Below are 19,862 nucleotides of genomic sequence, written 5' to 3'. Positions count from 1 at the left end.
CGATCCGAAAACCGATCGCCCTCAACTACCTTCAACTGTCCGGGCCTTGGCACACCAACTCAACGAGCCAGCATTACCAAAGTCACCGGTATTGCTACTAGATGATCAATTCCAAGGGGTCAGTGATCGTATGAGGTGAGTGAGCGGAGGGTGGGCTCTGCGGTGTGGTCGTTGTGCCAGATCGCGGCGGTCAGCGCGAGGATGCGCTGCATGACGCGGGCGACGACACCGCGGGGTGTGCGCCCTCGGTGCTGTTCGAGGTCGAGCTGTCCCTTGAAGGTTTCGTTGACCGATTCGATGATCTGCCGCAATGGCTTGAACAGGGATCCGCCGGGCCGCTGCCGCTCGCCCTTGCGGGTCGGCCGTAGCAACTGGATTCCCTGCTGGGCGAGTTCGTGTTCGAAGTCGCGGCCGAAGTAGTTCTTGTCGCCGATCAGTGTCTGGCCGGGCCGGGTGGCGACCAGGTGGGGTTCGGCCGCGAGCAGGTCGCAAGGCCGGCGAGCTGTGCGAGCGCTTCGACGCACTCCGCCTCGTCGAAGGCGACCGGATCACCGCCTCCGTCCCCACCTACCGGGGCGAGGGCCGCACCTTCCTGTGAGCCGCCCCGCCGGAGCGCGCCGAGTGCGCGATGCAGGCATGCGCCGCTCGGATCCGGGCCCCGGCCGCGGGAGGGTCACGACGTGTGCGACGGGCACAGGCGCGGCGGCCCCACCTGTGCCCGGACGATATGGTCGCCCCTCACCGCACGGCCTAGCCTCGGAACGAAGGCGGGACAGACGGCTTTGCTCACAGGCCGCCCGTGCGCGGGCCGGGACGCGGACTTCAACGCCACACAGAGACCCCGTCAGTGCGGGTGTGTCGGAAGAGTTCCCGGCCCGGGATCCGGCGATTGACGGCCACCACCGGTCGTATCGTGAACGAGGAGCGGCCCAGTGGACTCACAACATCGACATGGTCATGCCATTGTGATCGGGGGGTCGATATCGGGTCTGCTGGCCGCACGGGCGCTCAGTGCGACCTTCGAGCGGATCACCGTCGTCGACCGGGACGAACTGCCCCGTTTTCCCGCGTCGCGGCGCGGTGTCCCCCAGAGCGGTCAGGTCCACGGTCTTATGGCAAGAGGCCTGGAAGTCCTGGAGCAACTCTTCCCCGGCTTCTCCGACGACTTGGCAAAGGCCGGCACGCGCTTCGGTGACCTGCAGTCGGACCTGCACTGGTACCAGGACGGACTGCTGCTCAAGCCCGGTGAGTCGGGACTGATCGGAGCAGGGGCCAGCCGTCCTCTCATCGAACACGTCGTACGCACACACGTGGCGAGCCTCCCTGGCGTGACGCTCGTCGACCGATGCGACGCACTCGCCCTCACGGCCACGGCAGACCGGCGCCGGATCACGGGGGTGCGGCTCTGCCATCGGGCAGCGGGCGCTACGGAAGCGGTCGCGGAGGCGGACTTGGTCGTGGATGCCACGGGCCGCGGGTCCCGGAGCCCTGCCTGGCTCGAAGACCTCGGATACGGGCGCCCGCGCGAGGAATCCCTTCGCATACGGGCCACCTACGTGTCGCAGGTCTACCGGCACGAGCCCCACCACCTCGACGGTCGCATGGGGACCTCGTGTTCCTCCTACCCCGGCACCCCGCGCAGCGGGCTCACGCTGGTACAGGAGGCCGGCCGCCTCATCCTCATGCTGGGCGGGAACCTGGGCGTCCAGCCCCCCACCGATCACGACGGAATGCTCGCTTACGCCGGCACGCTGGCCACCCAGGACTTCGCAGAGATCATCCGAACGGCGACACCGCTGGGCGAACCCGTGAAAATGCAGTACCCGGCGAGCATCCGCAGGCACTACGAGGAAATGGACCGCCTGCCCGAGGGCTACCTGCTCCTCGGCGATGCGCTCTGCAGTTTCAACCCGGTCTACGGTCAAGGGCTGACGGCCGCCGCCCTGGAAGGGCTCCTCCTGAGGGATCTGTTGACGGAGACACGGGAGGAGCTGGGCCGCCGGTTCCTCAACGCGGCGGCGAAGATCCTGGACACTCCGTGGGGAGTCGTCGCGGGCGGCGATCTCCGGTTTCCCGAGGTCGAGGGGGTACGCACCGCTCGGACGAAGCAGTTCTCCGAATACCTCACGCGGTACCGCGTGGCCGCACACCACGACGCGGAACTCGTCACCGCCTTCCTACGCGTGACCAATATGCTGGACGATCCTTCCGCGCTCATGACCCCGGAGATCGTCGCCCGTGTCACAGCCGGGGGCTGAAAGGCCGAGAAGAAGGCGAAGCGCGTCCGCCCCGGCGGCCCAACGGCACGCCCGCTCTCCGACAATTACGCGGTGGGCGGCGAAAAAGGCACACAGACACAGAAACTCAAGGGCGATGCCGACACGCGGAGAGCAATGCCAGAGCGCACCGGGATCCGCACGGGTGATGCAGCGGAACTCCGCGGAGACGGTTCGGACAGTGGTTCTCGCCGCTGACCCGCTCACGCGCGAAAGCGTCGTTACCTACTTTCAAGGCTGCGCCCGGGTCCGGCTGCTGCCTCCCGATTCGCGCGCCACGGCGGACGTCATCGTTCTGTTCGCCGACGACGTGACTGCGGAGACTGTGACGTCGATGCGACATTGGATTGCTGAAGCACGTCATCCCGAGATGCGCATGGTAGTCGTCGGACATTCCATCCGGGAATCTGTGATCGCACAGGCGGGGCGCTTCCACCTCGCAACTTTTCTGCTGCGCTCGCGCGTGGGGATGGCCGACGTCCTCGATGCCGTTCTGAGCACTCACGAACACCGGGCACAGTTCCCCGCCGCGCCGACCAAGTCCCCGCTCGCAAAGGCCGGATCCTTGCCGGCCGCCGCTGAACACGAGGGCTTGTCCCCCGCCGACTTCAGCAAGCGCGAGATCGCCGTGCTCACTATGCTCGCCGACGGTCTGAGCACGTCGCAAACAGCAGACGGGTTGAACTGCTCGGAACGAACGGTCAACGCCATTCTGGCCGGTATGAAGAAGCGGATGCAGCTGCGCAGCAGGGCCCACGTCGTCGCGCATGCGGTGCGATCCGGCGCCATCTGAGCCCACCTGGTCAACGCGGTGCGGAGGCACTCGTACCGGGCGCTGTTCCGGATGGTGGTTCTGCCGCGGAGGGTCAGCCGGGCATGCCGACGGACGGCACCGCGGTGTCGTGGGGTGCGAGAGTGCTCGTACGGGGTGAGGGTTTTGTCGCGGAGGGTTCGCCGTTCTTGCCGTGGTGGGGCGCGGGGGCATGCTGGGGGGTGCCGTGGGGGGTGCCGTGGGGGGTGCCGTGAGGTGTGCCGTGGGGGGTGGAGTTGCCCGTACTGAGATTCTTGAAGTTCGTATTCTCCGCGTGCACGTAGTTCTGGATCGCGGAGTCCAGCCGCCTGATGCTGTCCGTCAGCAGATTACGCAAGTCGGCAGCCGCATTGTTGAACCACGTCTGTACGTCCTCGTACGTTGCGGACGACGGGCTCTGCCACGAGGTGTTGACCGCCTTGAATTCATTTCCGATCCGGTCGAGCGAGTGGTCGATTTGATCCCGCTGGTGCCGCGCGACGGCCAAGGCTTCCTTCATCTGATTGATGTCCGCCTTCAGTTCTTCCAAGGTCATTGTCACCGCGGGATGGCCTTCCGGAAAGAGTGGCGGTTACAAATTCTCAAAACCAACAAATACCAGTAGGCCTGGCCCACCGGCCCGCCGTCAAGCTTTTCCCGGGCTATTTTTCTCACACTTGACTGGGAAATCTTGGCGGCGGTCGCATCGCGACGACATAATGGGAACACACTGGACGGACAACGTCCACGCTGGGTGGAAGTGGAACCGGAGGAACCATGGGAGCCATACCTTCAAAGTACGACCCGAACCCGACGAACCCGAACAGTCCGGGCGACGGTGGCGGTGGCGAATCGAGCCCTCCCACTTTCAGCGGCACGGTGCCTGATGTTCATGTCGCCTGGGGCTCGGCGCCGGCGGTTGTCGCCGACACCAGCACAGGAACGGATACGGGATCGACTCCGCCCGTACACCAGCCCCTCACAGTCGACATCGGCAGCATCAAAGCGTTCGAGCAGACCCTGCTCAGCGGCGGGACCATCATGGTGGACGCTTATGAGGACCTCAAGAGTCTCGTGACGGCGAGCCAGGACATATTCGGGCAGGACGCAACGGTGACCACCACGTTCATTGGCAATAGCGAGTATGGGATGAACACGGGCATGACAACCACCACCGCGAGCGATATCCAGGACGCGGCGAAGCAGTTCGCGGCTGCCATATTCCCTGCCGAAGAGAACACGCTGAAAAGCGTCGCCGACTCCCTCGAAATGCTCGGCCAGCTGATCGCGGCATACAACATGGCGGCCCAGGCATACGCGACCGCCGACTACAAGTCGGCCTTCCCGGAACCCGGCCAGTAAATTCAGCGGCGCCGCTCGACCTGCGGCCGTGGATCCTGTCCGTCCGGCCTGTTCGCACCGACCGTTCGCTCAGATTCGCACAGACCGCTCGCTCAGCCCGGCAGCGCCGACACATCCTCGGGGAGCACCGTGGTCAGGTCCTCGGTCCTGACCACGGCGAGTTCCGAGACGCGCTCCGCGTGCTGTTCCGTCATGCGTTGGAAGACCTGACGCGCGGCGCGCCCATTGCCGAAGCCCTCACCTCGGCCCAGCTCCTCGAAGTAGCGCAGCAAGGTATCGCAGGTTTCGCCGGTCAGTTGGTATTCGTGCCATTCCGCCTGGTGTTGGACGATGCGTACCAGCTCCTCGGAGGAGTAGTCGTCGAAGGCGAGGGTGCGGGTGAAGCGTGAGGCGAGGCCGGGGTTGGAGTCGACGAAGCGGTCCATGGCATCCGGGTAACCAGCCACGATCACCACGACCTCGTCGCGATGGTCCTCCATCAGTTTCACCAGGGTGGAGATGGCCTCCTGGCCGAAGTCCGTGGTCTGGCCCCGTGGGACCAGGGCGTAGGCCTCGTCGATGAAGAGCACGCCCCCCAGGGCCCGGCGAAAGACCGCCTGCGTCTTGGGCGCGGTGTGCCCGATGTACTCACCGACCAGGTCACCACGGTCGGCTTCCACCAGATGCCCGTGCTCCAGCAGCCCGAGGGCGGCGAGGATCCGCCCGTACAGACGAGCGACGGTGGTCTTGCCGGTGCCGGGGTTGCCGGCGAAGACAAGATGCCGGCTCAGCGGCGGCGGCGCGAGCCCGGCTTCCTGCCGCCGGGTGACCATGCTCATCAGCTTGGCCATCGAGGCGACTTCCCGCTTGACGCGGTCCAAGCCGACCAGTCGGCCGAGTTCGGCCAGCAGGTCCTCCAGGCTCTCCTGCCCGTCGCCGTCCCCACCGCCGTCCGCCGCGGTGACCTGGCCGGGCACCCGCGTCCGGTCCGGCTGCTGCTCCGGTACGGTGCTCTTGGCGACATCCCGGACCGTGCAGTGTTCGAACCGCGGCGCCGCTCCCTCGGCCAGCGCGAGGTCCTCCTCGGTGTCGCGCAGCAGGCAGCGTCGCAGCACGGGCGTGGCCTTGGCACCGATGTACAGGGCCGGGAACTCGGTGGCCGATATGTCACAGTCCTCCAGCAGGGGCTGGGCGCCGTCGCCCACGTAGCAGCCGTTCTTGGCGCTGCGGGCGATGGTCACCTCTCTCAACTGGGGACGGCTGCCGGCCCAGATCACGACGGCGGTGCCCTCGGTGTCGGTGACCTCGCACTTGTACAGTTGGGCCGCGCCGCCCTCGTCGAGGAGGACGCCGGCCGACCCGGTGCGTGACACCTTGCACTCCTGCAGCAACGCCGTGGTGCCGGTGCCGATGTGGATGCCGGTGCGTCCGGTGCCGGAGATCTCGCACTCCGCCAGCAGCGGGCGGTGCCGGGTCTCCAGATGGACGCCGGTCAGCGCACCGCTGACGTGGCCGCGCCGCAGCACGGCGTCGCCGCCTTCCACCACCAGGCCGGTCATGCGGACCTCTTCGATCCGTACGTCCTCTGCCCACAAAAAGGCGTCCTCGATCACGTGGATGCCGTGCTCCGGACACTGCCGGATCCGGCAGTCCCGTAGCTGTGTCCTCGCCCGTTCACCGCAGTGCACGGCGGTGAACGCGGTGTCCTCCACCACGCAGTCGTTCAGGGTCACGTCGCACCGGCCGGATGCGTACAGGCCGTTGCCTTTCGACTGCGCCAGCGTGCTGCGGACCGCGGTGACGTGGGCTTGACCGGAGACGGCCAGGGTGCTGGTGGCGGCGTTGGTGATCCTGCCGTCCTCGATCCGCAGCCGGCAGTCGTCGGCGGCGAGGACTCCCGCGCCCTGCGCCTGGTCCACCCGACAGCCCAGCACCATGACATCCGCCTCGCCCCTGACGGCGATCCCGGCGGCAGCGGTGCGCCGAATGTCGCAGCGCTCCAAGCGGATACCCGCGATGTCCCCGCCCGAGGAGCCCGCCGCGTCCGGTGGGGTCCTGGAATCGGTAGTGCGCCCGGATCCGGCTGCCTGAGGTGCCACTTCCACGCGGATGCCTTCGGCCTGGGTCTCGTGCACACGGCACTCGCGCAGCAGAGGTCGGGCGCCACCGGTCACCTCGATGCCCGCCCCTCCGGTACCGGAGAGCTCGCATCGCACGAACAGACCGCCGGCGGCGCCGGTGATCTGCAGGCCGCGCCCGGCGACGCCGTCCACCACGAGGCCGACGACGTCAGGTTGGGCGGCGCAGTCCACCGTGACGCCGTCGCCGCGTACGTCGCTCACCGAGCAGTCCTGGAGGGTCGCACGGGTGTCCGCGGTGAGGTGGATGCCGACTCCCGACGCCTTCCGCACCGAGCAGGAGCGCAATACCGGGGCGCCGTCGCCGGCGATCTCCAGCCTGCCCTTCTCCATCCGGCAGCCTTCGAGTACGGGTGATCCGCCGCGTACCAGGACCGCGGGCTCGTCCTCGGTGACGGCCTCGATGGTCAGGTCCCGCACCAGGGCGTCGCCGCAGTGCACGGTGAGAGCGGCCCCCCGCACGGCGACCAACCGTACGGTGCCCGGACCCTTCTCCGCGACGACGGTGATGTTCCGGTCGAGTACCAGCGTCTCCTGGTACTCGCCCGGCTGCACGGATACCGTGCTGCCCTCGGCGGCCGCGCGTGCCGCGGCGCCGATGGTGCGGTACGCGCCCCACGCGGTCGGCGAAACACGCTGCCATGGAACCTTCATGCCCACCGGTCCCGCCGTTCGCTGTCCGACCCGGTGATCACAGCTTGGCGCCCGCTCCCACCAGATAGTCGAACAAGCCGAACACCGCCACCGCGAGCGGCACACTCAGCAGGCCCAGCCACCCGGACAACCGGTTCATCCACGCCGGGCGCAGTGCGACCGACTCCTCGCCGCGGTATACCAGCACGGCCCCGGTGCCCAGCAGCACCACTCCCGCGAGCAGTGCCGCCGACGGCCCTGCCCAGACCGGCACCGGGGCGTAGTACGGCAGCCGTAGGGCCAGCGTCCCCACACCGCACACGCCGGCGAAGAGCACCGGCAACACGCCGGAGACCAGCCGGACCGCACCGGCCCGCAGCAGCAGGGCCATGGCCAGGCAGCCGGTGAGCCCGAGCGCGTACCGGTTGCCGGACGAACCGAGAAGGACGAGGCAGCCGGTCATCAGGGCGCTGGGCAGCATGGTGAGCGCCGCCAAGGTGCGCTGACCGCGTTGGACCGCGGCGGTGACATCCTTTTCGGCGTCGCCGGCGCCTTCGGGACCGTGCGCCATCGGGAACAGCGTCGCGAGGCGCCCCGCGAAGGCCGGCGCGGCGGACAGCACCATGAAGGCGACCACCGCGACGACGGCTGCCTGTTCCACGCTGTTCGCCCGAAGGGCGAACAGCAGCACAGCGACGGGCAGCGTGACGACCGCGAACAGTTCCACCGTGACCGTCACCGTCCGCGGGGCGGTTCCCAGTGCCAGCAGTGCGCCGACGTTCACTCCCGCCGCCGCAGACACCGCGAGGCCGGCCGCTGATCCCACCCCGCCCGCCGCTGCCCACTCGTACCCGGCGAGCGCAAGCAGGGGGCACGCGGCCAGCGCGAACGCGAGCCGCACGGCGCCGGAGACCGGCCACTCCTTGTGTCGCGCGGCCCAGGCCGCCAGCGGCAGCGCGCATCCGAGCACGATCGCGGCCGTGCCGACCGTCGAGTTCGCTGCGGGCATCCCTACCGCCAGCGCGACGATCCCGGTCAACAGCGCCAGGAGGGCGCAGGCGAGCACACTCACCGCGCGACTGCGGCCGTTCCACAGGCGGTTGCCACCACCGGCCTGCTCGACCAGTTCCTCCACCTCCGCCACGACGGGGCTGTCCATCTCGCCTTCGACAACGTCACGCAGGTAGAGCACGGCGCCGTCCACGACACCTGCCGCGTCCAGCGAACCGCCCGGGGCGAACGGCCGGTTGCCGGGCAACGCCAGCGACCAGGCGGCAGGCAACACCTCGCTGTCGGGCTGGTCGCACAATCGGGTCAGCTCGGGGATGTACTGCGCGATCGGGGCCTGCGCCGGGAGCGCGAGATCCACCCGCTTACGCTCTCCCACCACCGTGACCCGGCAGTGTTCATCGGCCACCCGGCTCGTTCCTTTCCCTCCGGTCCCGCCTGCCGGCCGCAGGGCAGGCGGCGGCCGGGAGTGCGGGGCGCGACGTCATGTGTGCTTCCAGGTCGAGACGTTGGCCCATTCGGCCTCTTCGTAGTTGGACCAGTTGACGTTCATCGCGTGGGCGATGCGGCCCATTACGCCGTCGGGGCCGAAGAGGCCCTCCGCGGCCATGTTCCATTCTTGCTGAAGGCCCTGGTAGTAGTCGGCCGCCTGGCTCTGGGCCCATGCTTCCTGCAGCGGTGCGAGCAGCTTCCGGAGGTTCTCCAGCTCGCCCGTTGCCTGTTCGGCCATGCCGTTCATCCAGGCGCCCGCGCCCCCGAGTTCTCCGGTTACGTAGATGGTCGTGCCATCGACATTGCTCATGTCTACCTCCGTGAACTGACTCGTTCGAGGCGTTTCAGGGTGTTCGAGTCAGGAGAAATTGGCGAGAGTGGACTTGCCCGGGATGCTCCCGTTCACCGCAACCAGGCTGTTGATGTTGGTCTGTTCGGAATCCACGTAGTTGACGTAGTTTCCGTGCAAGCCGGAGCCGATTCCGGTCAGAGCCTCGTGCAGCATCCGGCCGTACGTGTCGTAGTCCGCCATGAGGGCCTGGAACTGGTTGTGGGCTATGCCCTGCCACACCGACTCCAGGTTCACGACGTACGTCTTGATCTGGGCGAGGATCGTATCGATATCGCTTGCGGTGCTCTGGCAGCTCGCCGCGGCGTGCGCAAGGTACTCGGGGGTGACCCGGTAGGTGACGCCACCAGCGGTGGCGTTACCGGTGCCATTCGTGACCATGAGCTGTCTGACTCGCTTCCTCAGGGATCTGTGGTCCCTCTTCGGGCTCCGTGGATTGCCACAAGGATCTGCAGAGGTCCGGGCCACGCCCGTCGGAGGAGGGCCCGAACTGGGGGACGTGCCGACAGGCCGGAACGGCTCGACGCCGACACCGCATCAGCCTGTCAGACCGACACGGCCGCGTCGGCCTCCCGAGGGCACGACTGCCGGAAAGGACAGAGGGATCGTCCTTTGCCGCAGACGCGTTCGGTCGGGCACAGCACGATCCGTAGCGTCCGATCGCAGTGGGGACACGGGATCGCCCGTCCCCCGCCACCCCAATCGCATCATGAGGGAGTCTTCAGCTGTGCGTGAACCGTCCTCCGGCGAGTCGGGCAGGAAGAACATGGGACGACGTCTTTCCGACGCACTGACCGGCCACATGAAGGACAGAGAGCCGGCCGAAGAAGGCCGTTTCTCGGTGGGTGGCCGCGTGATGGCCGCCACGGCCGGCGTGGTGGTGCTGGCCGGTGCCGCGCTCGGCGTCGGAGCGCTGGTCCACTCGCTCCATGGCCCGTCCCCGAAATCCATGTCAGCCGCGGGCGCCTCCACGGGGACCGGTGCACCCAGTGCGTCCCCCCGTCACGGCCGCGACCCTGGGAATCCGTCCACGCCGCGGCGGGACGCGAGGCCACCGGGTTCGCCGGACGCGACAAGTTTGATGCCGGGCACACCGATGAAGCCGGTGCCGGGCACACCGATGACGGCGGTGCCGGGCACACCGATGACGGCGGACAGCCCGACAACGCGGCGGCCCGTGCCCTCCGGTAAGAACCCCGCGTCGCCTCAGACGTACACGGTCGTCGGCTACGCCTCGCAGCGCTGCATCAGCGTCGTCGGCAACGCCGAACGGGCCGGTGCGTCGATCGACATCTGGGACTGCGGCAATCGGCCCGGACAACGTTGGTCCGCCAACTCGGACGGTACGTGGAGCACGCTGAACATGTGCATGACTGCCGCGGGCACCGGCAAGGGCTCGGCCATCACACTGGAACCGTGCAACGGCGGGGCGAACCAGAAGTTCCAGCTGAACGCCGCGCACGACATCGTCAACCCGGCCGCGAACAGCTGCGTCGATGCCAAGGACAAGAAGACGAACAACGGCACCCACCTTCAGCTGTGGCCCTGCGCAGGCACCTCGAACCAGAAGTGGCATATCTGAGGGAACGCTGTCCGGGGTCCCTCGTGAACCAGGAAGGCGACGATGAATCAACTGAGCACCAACTACGACAACGCGGTCATCACGGTTGACCCGGGCGCCCTCACGACCCACGCGAAGAATCTGTACAGGTTCGCCGGAGACGTCGCCGACAGCGTGCAGATCATCACCGACACACTGTTCAACCTCCCAGTCGGCTGGGCCGGGACGACCTCGGACGAAGTGCAGGACTTCGCCCACCGCTGGAAGAACCTCATGGTCGAACTCTTCGGCACGGAAAAGAATCCGGACTCGGGGGCCCTCAACGCGATGGCCGACGGTACCCAGGCCGCGGCCGACGCCTTTGACGGGACCGAGGAAGCGCTGGTCAACATGTTCAGGAAGTTCCTCCCCGCATACTCCTCGGGCTCCTCCACTTCCGGCACCAGCGTGACGGACACCACGCAGACAGCCATCACCGAGACCTTCTGAGGCGCCCCGGGCCCGACCGGGGCGCCTCAAGCGTCGCTCCCATGACGGCGTCACCAGTAGAAAGGGATGTGGCGTGAGCCCGACCCACCCCCCGCGGTCCACCGGGCCGACTTCGGCAGGCTCCGTCCGATGAGCCGGATCGCCCACCACCGCCCCGCGCGGATCATCCCGCCGGTCGTGCCGGAGACGAAGCTCGCGCTCTCCGCGCCACCGCAGCTGCCCAACAACAACAACACCGGTGGCTCGAGCTGGCTGATGCTGCTGTTGCCCCTGCTGAGCAGTGTCAGCATGGCCGCGTACATGGTCACCTACGGCAAGGTGTGGATGACCGTACTCGGCATCAGCTTCGTCGTGGTCTCCGTGGGTGTCACCGCCGTGGTCCGCCTGCAGATACGCAAGGGCAACCGGCGGACCAAGAATCTCCAGGGCAAGCGCTACCTGGAGTACCTGGCCGAGACACGCAAGCAGGCGATCACCGTCGCCGCCCAGCAGCGTGCCGCCGCGGCCTGGCGCCACCCCAGCCCCGAACGGCTCTGGGCCCTGGCCACGGGGCGCCGCCGGGTCTGGGAGCGCCGCATGGCCGACGACGACTTCCTCAAGCTGCGCCTCGGCACCGGTTCCGGACCGCTGGCCGTCCAGGTGTCGCTCCCGCGGCGCGGTGACCCCACAGTCGAGTACGATCCGCGCTCCCGCCGAGCCGCCGAGGAACTCGTCCGCGAACATGCTCGGGTGGACCGCCAGACCGCCTGGGTCGATCTGTCCAGGGCCGGTGTGCTGAGCTTGCTGGGGCCCGTCGACCGGACCCGGCAGGCAGCGCGCGCCCTGCTCGGCCAGCTCGCGGTGCTGCACGCGCCGGATGACGTGCGGCTGGTGGTGTGCGGAGCTGCCGAGCACTGGGAATGGACCAAGTGGCTGCCCCACACGTACGAGCCGGACGCCGCCGGCGAGGCAGGTGTGGTGGCGCTGGTCGCCGAGGACCCCTACGACGTCGCCGACTTCCTCGAACAGGAACTGCAACGGGCCCTCGACGACCGCGCCGAGCGCGGCGTCCGTCTCGGCGCCGCACGCAACTCGGGCCCTGCGCAGCACCTGGTGGTGGTATTGGACGACTTCAGTCCCAGGGCCGACTGGGCGTCGTCCGCACTGATGACCTCACTGCTGGAGATCGCCGGCGCGGACTTCGGCATCCACGTGGTCACGCTGGTCGCCAGGGAGGGCGATGAACCGGGCCGGGTCGACCTGCGGGCCCGGGTCGAGGCCGACGGAGCGCTGTCCCTCGAAGGTCCGTACCCGGTGCTGCGCAGCCCGGTGGAGGACTCCCGGCTCGACACCGCCGATCCGGCTCTGTTCGGGCAGATCGCCCGCGCGCTGACACCGCTGCGGCTCTCGGGCGAGCGCGAGCAGGTACTGGCCCGCACCGTCTCCCTGCCGGCCATGCTGGGCTGCCCGGACCTCGCGACGCTCGACCCCCGGGAGGGCTGGCTGCAACCGGGCGACGAGCAGTTGCTGCGCCTGCCAATCGGTGTCGACGGCAACGGCGAGGCCCTGGTGCTGGACCTGAAGGAGTCCGCCCAGGGCGGACACGGGCCGCACGGGCTGGTCGTGGGCGCCACCGGTTCCGGCAAGAGCGAGCTGTTGCGCGCCTTGGTCACCGGGCTGACCATGCGGCACTCCCCGCAACAACTCGGCTTCGTGCTCGTCGACTTCAAGGGCGGTGCGACCTTCGCCGGAGTCACCGAACTGCCGCACGTCGCAGGCCTGATCACCAACCTCGCCGATGACCTCGCCATGGTCGACCGGATGCGCGCCGCGCTGCACGGCGAGCAGCAGCGCCGCCAGAAGATGCTGCGGGACGCCGGCAACCTGGACTCAGTACACGCCTACCAGCTCCGCCAGGCCGCCGGCGGCACCGACGTACACGGCAAACCGTTGGAACCGCTGCCGTACCTGCTCATCGTGGTGGACGAGTTCGGCGAGCTGCTGTCCCAGCGCGGGGACTTCATCGACCTGTTCGTGCAGATCGGACGGGTCGGCCGAAGCCTGGGCATGCACCTGCTGTTGGCCACCCAGCGGCTGGACGAGGGGCGGCTGCGCGGTCTGGAATCGCATTTGTCCTACCGTATCTGCCTGCGTACCTTCAGCGCCGCCGAGAGTCGCACGGTGATCGGCACCGACGACGCCTATCGGCTGCCTCCGATACCGGGCTCCGGCTACCTCAAGGTCGACGAGACACTCTACGAGCGCTTCCGTGCCGCACATGTCTCCGGCTCCTATCAGGACCCCGCGCAGTTCGCCGCGGCATCCGCGGAACGGCCGACCGTCCCCAGGCCCTTCGGCCTGCGGACGGCCCCTGATCCGGACGAGGCCGCCGCGGAGCAGTCACGCACCGTCGCGGCGCCGGTGCTGGGCGGCCCGACCGAAATGGCGGTCGCTGTCGAGCAGCTGAAGCGCTACGGAGAGGCAGCCCACCAGGTCTGGCTCCCGCCGCTGCCGGCCCGCTTCTCCCTCGACGCGCTGGTCGGTCCGGTATCCGCGGTGAAGCAGAAGCGCGGCCTCTCCGCGACCCTGTGGCCGTCGAGAGGACAGCTGCAGTTCCCGATCGGCATGATCGACCTGCCTACCCACCAGGAGCAGCGCCCGCTGGTCCTCGACCTCGCCGGCAAGGAGGGACACGTCGCCCTGGTCGGCGCCCCCCAGACCGGCAAGACCACACTGCTGCGCACCACGCTGTTCAGCGCCATGCTCACGCACACCCCGGACGAGTTGCAGTTCTACTGCATCGACCACGGCGGCGGCGCGCTGCACGCCTTCGAACGCGCGCCACACGTCGCCGGTGTCGCCGGTCGTCACGACCTGGAGCGCACCCGCCGCGCCCTCACCGAGGTCGGCCTCCTGGTGGAACACCGGGAGCGGCTCTTCCGCGAGCTGGGGATCGGATCCGTCGCCGACTTCCGGCGGATGCGCGACGAGGGCTCGCTCCCCGAGGGCACCCGCGCCGCCGACATCGTTCTCGTCGTCGACAACTGGGGTGCGGTACGCACCACGGTGGACGACGCGGACGCCACCCTCACCGACATCGCCGTCCGTGGCCTCGGCGTCGGCATCCACCTGATATTGACGGTGGGTCGCTGGACCGACATCCGGATGAACCTGCGGGACACCATCCAGTCCCGTCTGGAGCTGCGGTTGAACGACCCCGCGGAGTCCGAGGTCAACCGCCAGATCGCACGTACCCTGCAGGGCACGGTGCCCGGCCGCGGAGTAGTGGCGCCCGGGCTGCTCTTCCACACCGCCCTGCCTCAACTGGACGCCTACGGCGACCTCAAGGGCAGGACAGGCACCCAGGAGACGATCATCGTCGGCCTCGCCGAACAGTGGCGGGGCGAGCCCGCACCGCCACTGCGCGTCCTGCCCGAACTCGTACGCCCCGGCGAGCTTCGGGCGACCGACACACTCGGAGACCCGGACCGCACCGTGACACCGACGGAAGTCCTCATCGGCATCGGCGAGACGAACCTTGCACCCGTCGGCCTGGATCTGTGCGCAGGCGACCCGCACTTCATGGTGCTGGGCGACGGGGAGTCCGGCCGCTCCAGCTTCCTGCGGATGTGGATGCGCGGCCTGGCCGAGCGGCAGTCCGCGTGGGAGGCGCGCTTCCTGGTCGTCGACTACCGGCGCAGCCTGATGGACGCGGTGCCGGAGGAGTATCTCGCCGCACAAGCGGGCGACGCGGTCTCCGCGGCCACCTTCGCGGCCCAACTGGCCGACAAACTCAGGGAGCGGATGCCCCCGCCGGACATCACCGGCCGCGAACTGCGGGAACGCTCATGGTGGAGCGGCCCCGAGCTGTATCTCGTGGTGGACGACTACGACCTGGTCGCCGGCGCGTCCGGCGCACGCGGCCCCCTGGCCGCCCTGGCCGAGTTCCTCGCCCAGGGGCGCGACCTGGGCTTCCACGTGGTGCTCTCCCAGCGTGTCGGCGGGACCGGACGGTCGCTGATGACCGACCCGCTGCTCGCTCGGATGAAGGAACTGGGCGCGGGCGGCTTCGTCCTGTCCGGCAACCCGAAGGAGGGCGTCGTCCTCGGCGACCAGCGGGCCATGCCGAGGCCGCCCGGACGAGGCGTACTGGTGCGGCGGCGCAGGCCGTCGGTGCTGGTCCAGTCGGCGCTGGCCGAGGACCCCGTGGGCAGCGTCTGACGACCTCCGTCCCGCCGGCTGTTGTCGGCACGGTGGGACGACGGCGACACAGGTAATGGGTGTGGACGTGGTCGCTGAGGCCACTGGACTGAGGCAGGCGACTTCCGAGTGTCAACACAATGGCTTCCCGATCTGGGCCTCGACGTCGGCCCCATCTACGACCTCGGCAACAAGTGGATCGCCTTCGGCGACACCATGTACGAACGTCTCGAGGCCATCTCGAACGCGTCGCAGTCCCAGGTCGCGTGGCACGGCGACGCCTCGGGCACCGCTCAGTTGGCGATGACGAACTTCGTGGTCCAGACCATGCCCTTGTGCAACACCTGCTGGAAGATCGGCGAGGCGATCAACGCCTACGCCGACCAGATGGTGGAAGCCGAGAAACAGATGGAGAAGGAGGATTTGGCGAGCCTTCTCGCCACCGTCTTCGGCTTCCTCCTGAGTTTCCTGACGATGGGGCTCGGCGCACTACTGGCGCCCATACTGGCCCTTTTGAGGAACCTCCTCGCTTGGATAATGACCGCGATCGGCAGCCTGCTCGGCAGATTGACCAGCCTCGCCTCGAATATCGCCTTCGTCGCCGCTGAGGCCGCCGGCGCCGCCGCGATCGAACTCGGCGTGGACGTGCTCAGCCAGGCTCTGGCCAACGCCGTCGCACACCTGCCGACGAACATCGACTGGCGCGACGAGGCCTTCGTCATGGCGTTGGGCGGAGCAGGCGGTGCCGGGGCCGGCTTGCACTCCTGGTGGAAGCACGGGGACCTCACCGGGGCGGGCACCAAAGGCTTTCCCTCCGCCGACTCCTGGCAGAACACGGGTGGCGCGGGGACGAACACCGTGGCTCACCCCGACCTCAGCGGTGCCGGCCACGTGTCCGTTTCCGGCCCCGGACTGCCCGGGAGCGACCTCCCCCACGCCGGCGGCTTCCCCCGCACCGGCGGCCTCACCGTCAACGGCCGGCCGATGGGCCCTGCCGACGTCAGGCCCGGCCCCGCGGGTGAGCAGGTACCCACGCCCCTTGCGGACGGCCCCCGCGGAGGGTACAAGGCAGATCCCCCGGCGTCGCCGAACGGGGTCAACTCCGTTCCCCACTCCGCGGAGGGCAGCGGACGGACGGCCGTGCCCCCGGGGGCGGAACGGCCCGGGACGCCGGGGGTGGGCGGTTCCCGCCCTGGCTCCGTTGGGGCTCTGCCTCCGGTGGCCGAGCACTCCGGGCCCGCCACCCGTGGCGGCGCTCAGGACCCGGGGAACGCGGCGGTGAACGAGGCCGGGCTGCATGGTGGGGTGACTGCCGCAGGCCGACCGGGGCCCGGTGGGAGTGTGCCTCGGGTAACCGAGCACTCCGGGCCTGCCACCCGAGGAGGCGCTCAGGACCCGGGGAACGCGGCGGCGAACGAGGCCGGGCTGCATAGTGGGGTGACTGCCGGAGGCCGACCGGGGCCCGGTGGGAAGGTGGGCGAGGCGCGCCCCGGTACAAGTTCCGAGGCGATAGACCACGGTGGAACGGCACGTGGCGACAGCGCGGTGCCGGCGCCCGGGAAGGCACGGTCGAACGCGACCGGCAACGGCAACGCCGGGGAGCGGTCCCCGGAGACGGCCCCGACCACAGGCGGGAACCGGGCCGTGGGCTCGTCTTCCCGGCCTCCCGAGGAGACGGCGACCGAGGGTACCGGCGCTTCGGGACCGGTGGCCTCCGAGGCGCGTTCGGCACAGCCTGATCCGAATCGGACGGCGGGCAACAAGACGGCCTACTCCGTCCGGTCGGCCACGGACGAGGCCGATGCGAATGCGAATGCGAATGCGGCGAAGGGGACGGTGGGCGGGGGCCGGGCCCCGTCGGCAGGCCGCCACGAGGAACGTACGGCGGACGAGGCCGGGCCGCGTCGTGACACGACTGCCGAAGGCCGACCGGGGCCCGGTGGGAAGGTGGGCGAGGCGCGCCCCGGTACAAGTTCCGAGGCGATAGGCCACCGTGGAACGGCACGTGGCGACAGCGCGGTGCCGGCGCCCGGGAAGGCACGGTCGAACGCGACCGGCAAGGGCAACGCCGGGGAGCGGTCCCCGGAGACGGCCCCGACCACAGGCGGGAACCGGGCCGTGGGCTCGTCTTCCCGGCGTCCCGAAGACACGGCGACCGAGGGCACCGGCGCTTCGGGACCGGTGGCCTCCGAGGCGCGTTCGGCACAGCCTGATCCGAATCGGACGGCGGGGCAGCGGCAGCAGCCTGAACGGCCGACTCGTCAGTCTGATCCGACGCGGACGGCGGGCAACAAGTCGTCCCACTCCGTCCGGTCGGCCACGGACAAGGCCGATGCGAATGCGGCGAAGGGGACGGTGGACGGGGGCCGGGCCCCGTCGGCAGGCCGCCACGAGGAGCTTAGGGCGGTCGCGATCGCCGAAGCGAAGGCGGCTCGGGCCAATCTGAACGCGAAGGAGACCGCCGAGGCGACGGCGCGCAGTAAAGCGGACACCGCGTGGAAGAGAGCGGCCCGTAAGGGGGAGAACGCCAACGCCGACGAGTATGCCGCGAAGAACCTCCAGGAGATCGCCGACAGGCACCAGCAGCGAATTGAGCCGCACAATTTCAAGGAGGCGGAGAAGCGGGCGGGCCTCAAAGCTGAAGCGACACGCGAGAAGGCAACAGAAGCCGAGGCGGAGGCAAAGAAACTCCAACTCGATGCAGATAAGGCCGAGGCCGACCTGGAGACCGCGAAGGAAAGGTTGTCCTTGGCGGAGGACCATCTGGAGCGGGTGCAGCTCCTCGAGACCGATGGAGCGTGGGTAGCCCCTCTCGCAGATGCAGGACCCATCCGCATCCGCGTCGACAAGGAGGTCCACGAGCACACAGATCCCGACGTCCCGGTCATCGACACGGCCAAGTACAGCAAAATGTCCAATGTGAAGGACACCTCGTCCGCGACCCCGTGGGATGAGCCGCCCAGCCCGGACACGGCCGGAGTCGGGGGAGAGCGGTCAGTCCCCCACACAGATGCAGCCGGAACCAAGGGCATCCGCGTCGACGGGGAGACCACCCCTCACACCTCTCCCGGCGCCACGCCCAAGAACAAGAGCGCGTTCTCCAACATATTCAAGCGGGCACCGAAACCGACAAAGCCGTCGGGCGCCTCTCGTGACCTGAACCCTGGGATCGGTTCCCATCGCGCCGCCGCATCCGCTGAGCCCGTCCCCGTGTGGAGGGTTTCCGTAGACGACTCGAAGATCACTGGCTTGCTCAAGTGGGTGCGCAATGACGACTTGCCCCTTGCACAGCGTCTGAAGATCCACGAGGAGCTGCTCGGCAAGTACAAAGATGTGATGACGCCCGAACAGAAACTCGAACAGAAAGAGGCGTTCAAGAAGCTATTCGACCTGAAACCCGATGCGCACAGCACCGGTGTCGGGATCACCGGCGAGCAGCCGCGAACGGGCCAACGCGGCGCGGACAACCCCACAATGGCCGAGTCACACCAACCCGGACACGACGCAGCCAGCGCAGACGCCACCACCCCCAAGGTGTTTCCAGGTGAGGGTCACACGCCGGGCGGTAGGACCGTCCACCCGGAGGCCCCTGCAGACGCCACCACCCCCAAGGCGTTCCCAGGTACGGGTCACAAGCTGAGCGATAAGCCAGCCCACCCCGAGGCCCCTGCAGACGCCACCACCCCCAAGGCGTTCCCAGGTACGGGTCACAAGCTGAGCGATAAGCCAGCCCGCCCGGAGACCCCTGCAGACGCCACCACCCCCCATGCATTCCCAGGTGCAGGTCACAAGCTGAGCGATAAGCCAGCCCACCCGGAGACCCCTGCAGACGCCACCACCCCCCATGCGTTCCCAGGTACGGGACACAAGCTGAGCGATGGGAATGCCCAGCCGAAGGCCCCGGACAAGAGCCCGGCGCTCCCGTCCGACGAGGGCCGGGGCGACCGGACGACGACGGCTCCGCACGACAAGTCCGACAACTCGGCCGACACCTCCGACCTCTCGAAGGACCCGGCCGCCGACCCGAACCCCCATGCGCACAGCACGGGTGGCGGGATCACCAGCGAGCAGCTGCGAACGAGCCAACGCGACACGGGCAGCTCCACAATGACCGAGCCACACCAACCCGGACACGGCGCAGCCAGTGCAGACGCCGCCACCTTCCAGGCGTTTTCAGGTGAGGGTCACAGGCTGGACGGTGGGACAGTCCATCGGGAGGCCCCGGAGGGAACAAACTCACCGGAGCGCGGACGGGAATCGGATGCTTTCACCGATACCCGCAGGCAATGGGACAGGAACCCTCCTGAGCTTGCTCCGCGGCCCAGCGGTGACGCGGCCGAGGCGCACTCCGCTGCGGAGAGGACGGCGCAGGCGACGGAGGTGACCGACAGGAGGGCGTTCTCGCAGTGGCGGGCCACGCATGCGAGGGCCGAGGCCGCCAGGGGAGCAGCCGAAAGGGCGACCGCCGACGAGAAGGCGTCCGCTGCAAAGGCCGAGGCGGACCGGGCCGCCGCGGACACCAAGTACGAGCAGTTCCAAAAGACGCCCAACGAGGAAACACTGCGCGACGCGCAGACCGCGGAAAAAACGGCACGCACCTCGGCCA

Annotated in this window: 12 protein-coding genes and 2 pseudogenes; 7 read left to right on the top strand and 7 right to left on the bottom strand. The window is 68.8% G+C overall.

Annotated elements, in window-relative coordinates:
- Positions 1 to 119: 119 nt before the first annotated feature.
- Positions 120 to 488: pseudogene (locus ACWGJY_RS21405) on the bottom strand (transposase); the annotation flags it as partial.
- Positions 489 to 932: 444 nt separating this feature from the next.
- Here ACWGJY_RS21405 and ACWGJY_RS21400 point away from each other — a divergent pair.
- A complete protein-coding gene (locus ACWGJY_RS21400; protein ID WP_453262403.1) occupies positions 933 to 2,258 on the top strand; it encodes an FAD-dependent oxidoreductase in 1,326 nt (441 codons plus the stop codon).
- A 199-nt stretch (positions 2,259 to 2,457) separates the two neighbouring features.
- On the top strand, positions 2,458 to 3,069 hold the full coding sequence (locus ACWGJY_RS21395) for a helix-turn-helix transcriptional regulator (protein WP_453262402.1): 612 nt from the start codon (positions 2,458 to 2,460) through the stop codon (positions 3,067 to 3,069).
- Between the two features lie 73 nt (positions 3,070 to 3,142).
- Here ACWGJY_RS21395 and ACWGJY_RS21390 read toward each other — a convergent pair whose 3' ends face one another.
- Positions 3,143 to 3,622, bottom strand: coding sequence for a WXG100 family type VII secretion target (locus tag ACWGJY_RS21390; RefSeq protein ID WP_453262401.1), 480 nt, complete (start codon positions 3,620 to 3,622; stop codon positions 3,143 to 3,145).
- Between the two features lie 221 nt (positions 3,623 to 3,843).
- Between ACWGJY_RS21390 and ACWGJY_RS21385 the strand changes: the two genes are divergently transcribed.
- Complete coding sequence (locus tag ACWGJY_RS21385; RefSeq protein ID WP_453262400.1) at positions 3,844 to 4,428, top strand: hypothetical protein; 585 nt, start codon at positions 3,844 to 3,846, stop codon at positions 4,426 to 4,428.
- Between the two features lie 92 nt (positions 4,429 to 4,520).
- On the opposite strand, the gene ACWGJY_RS21380 is transcribed toward ACWGJY_RS21385, so the two are convergent.
- From ACWGJY_RS21380 to ACWGJY_RS21365, 4 genes are all read right to left on the bottom strand, one after another.
- Entirely contained in the window at positions 4,521 to 7,199 is a 2,679-nt protein-coding gene (locus ACWGJY_RS21380; RefSeq protein ID WP_453262399.1) for a right-handed parallel beta-helix repeat-containing protein, read from the bottom strand.
- A gap of 37 nt (positions 7,200 to 7,236) precedes the next feature.
- Positions 7,237 to 8,595 carry an EsaB/YukD family protein gene (locus tag ACWGJY_RS21375; RefSeq protein WP_453262398.1) on the bottom strand — a complete coding sequence of 453 codons (1,359 nt, stop codon included), beginning with the start codon at positions 8,593 to 8,595 and terminating at the stop codon, positions 7,237 to 7,239.
- Positions 8,596 to 8,670: 75 nt separating this feature from the next.
- Positions 8,671 to 8,988 (bottom strand): WXG100 family type VII secretion target, encoded by a 318-nt coding sequence (locus ACWGJY_RS21370; protein WP_453262397.1) that lies wholly within the window; start codon positions 8,986 to 8,988, stop codon positions 8,671 to 8,673.
- A gap of 48 nt (positions 8,989 to 9,036) precedes the next feature.
- Positions 9,037 to 9,408 (bottom strand): WXG100 family type VII secretion target, encoded by a 372-nt coding sequence (locus ACWGJY_RS21365; protein WP_453262396.1) that lies wholly within the window; start codon positions 9,406 to 9,408, stop codon positions 9,037 to 9,039.
- A gap of 385 nt (positions 9,409 to 9,793) precedes the next feature.
- Between ACWGJY_RS21365 and ACWGJY_RS21360 the strand changes: the two genes are divergently transcribed.
- The 3 genes from ACWGJY_RS21360 to eccCa all read left to right on the top strand — a co-directional run bounded on the left by ACWGJY_RS21360 (position 9,794) and on the right by eccCa (position 15,277).
- The gene (locus ACWGJY_RS21360) at positions 9,794 to 10,609 is read left to right on the top strand and encodes a ricin-type beta-trefoil lectin domain protein (protein ID WP_453262395.1); all 816 of its coding nucleotides are present in this window, start codon (positions 9,794 to 9,796) and stop codon (positions 10,607 to 10,609) included.
- A gap of 42 nt (positions 10,610 to 10,651) precedes the next feature.
- Positions 10,652 to 11,077: a WXG100 family type VII secretion target gene (locus ACWGJY_RS21355; protein ID WP_453262394.1), complete on the top strand. Its 426-nt coding sequence runs from the start codon at positions 10,652 to 10,654 to the stop codon at positions 11,075 to 11,077.
- A 129-nt stretch (positions 11,078 to 11,206) separates the two neighbouring features.
- The gene (gene eccCa / locus ACWGJY_RS21350; protein ID WP_453262393.1) at positions 11,207 to 15,277 is read left to right on the top strand and encodes a type VII secretion protein EccCa; all 4,071 of its coding nucleotides are present in this window, start codon (positions 11,207 to 11,209) and stop codon (positions 15,275 to 15,277) included.
- Between the two features lie 353 nt (positions 15,278 to 15,630).
- On the opposite strand, the gene ACWGJY_RS21345 is transcribed toward eccCa, so the two are convergent.
- Positions 15,631 to 15,978, bottom strand: a complete 348-nt coding sequence (locus ACWGJY_RS21345) for a hypothetical protein (RefSeq protein WP_453262392.1) — start codon at positions 15,976 to 15,978, stop codon at positions 15,631 to 15,633.
- Between the two features lie 1,633 nt (positions 15,979 to 17,611).
- Here ACWGJY_RS21345 and ACWGJY_RS21340 point away from each other — a divergent pair.
- Positions 17,612 to 19,862 (top strand): annotated as a pseudogene (locus ACWGJY_RS21340) (hypothetical protein); the annotation flags it as partial.

The organism is Streptomyces sp. NPDC054765 (assembly GCF_053612065.1).
Note: the sequence above shows the minus strand (reverse complement) of the source record. Positions and strands in the feature narration are given on the sequence as shown.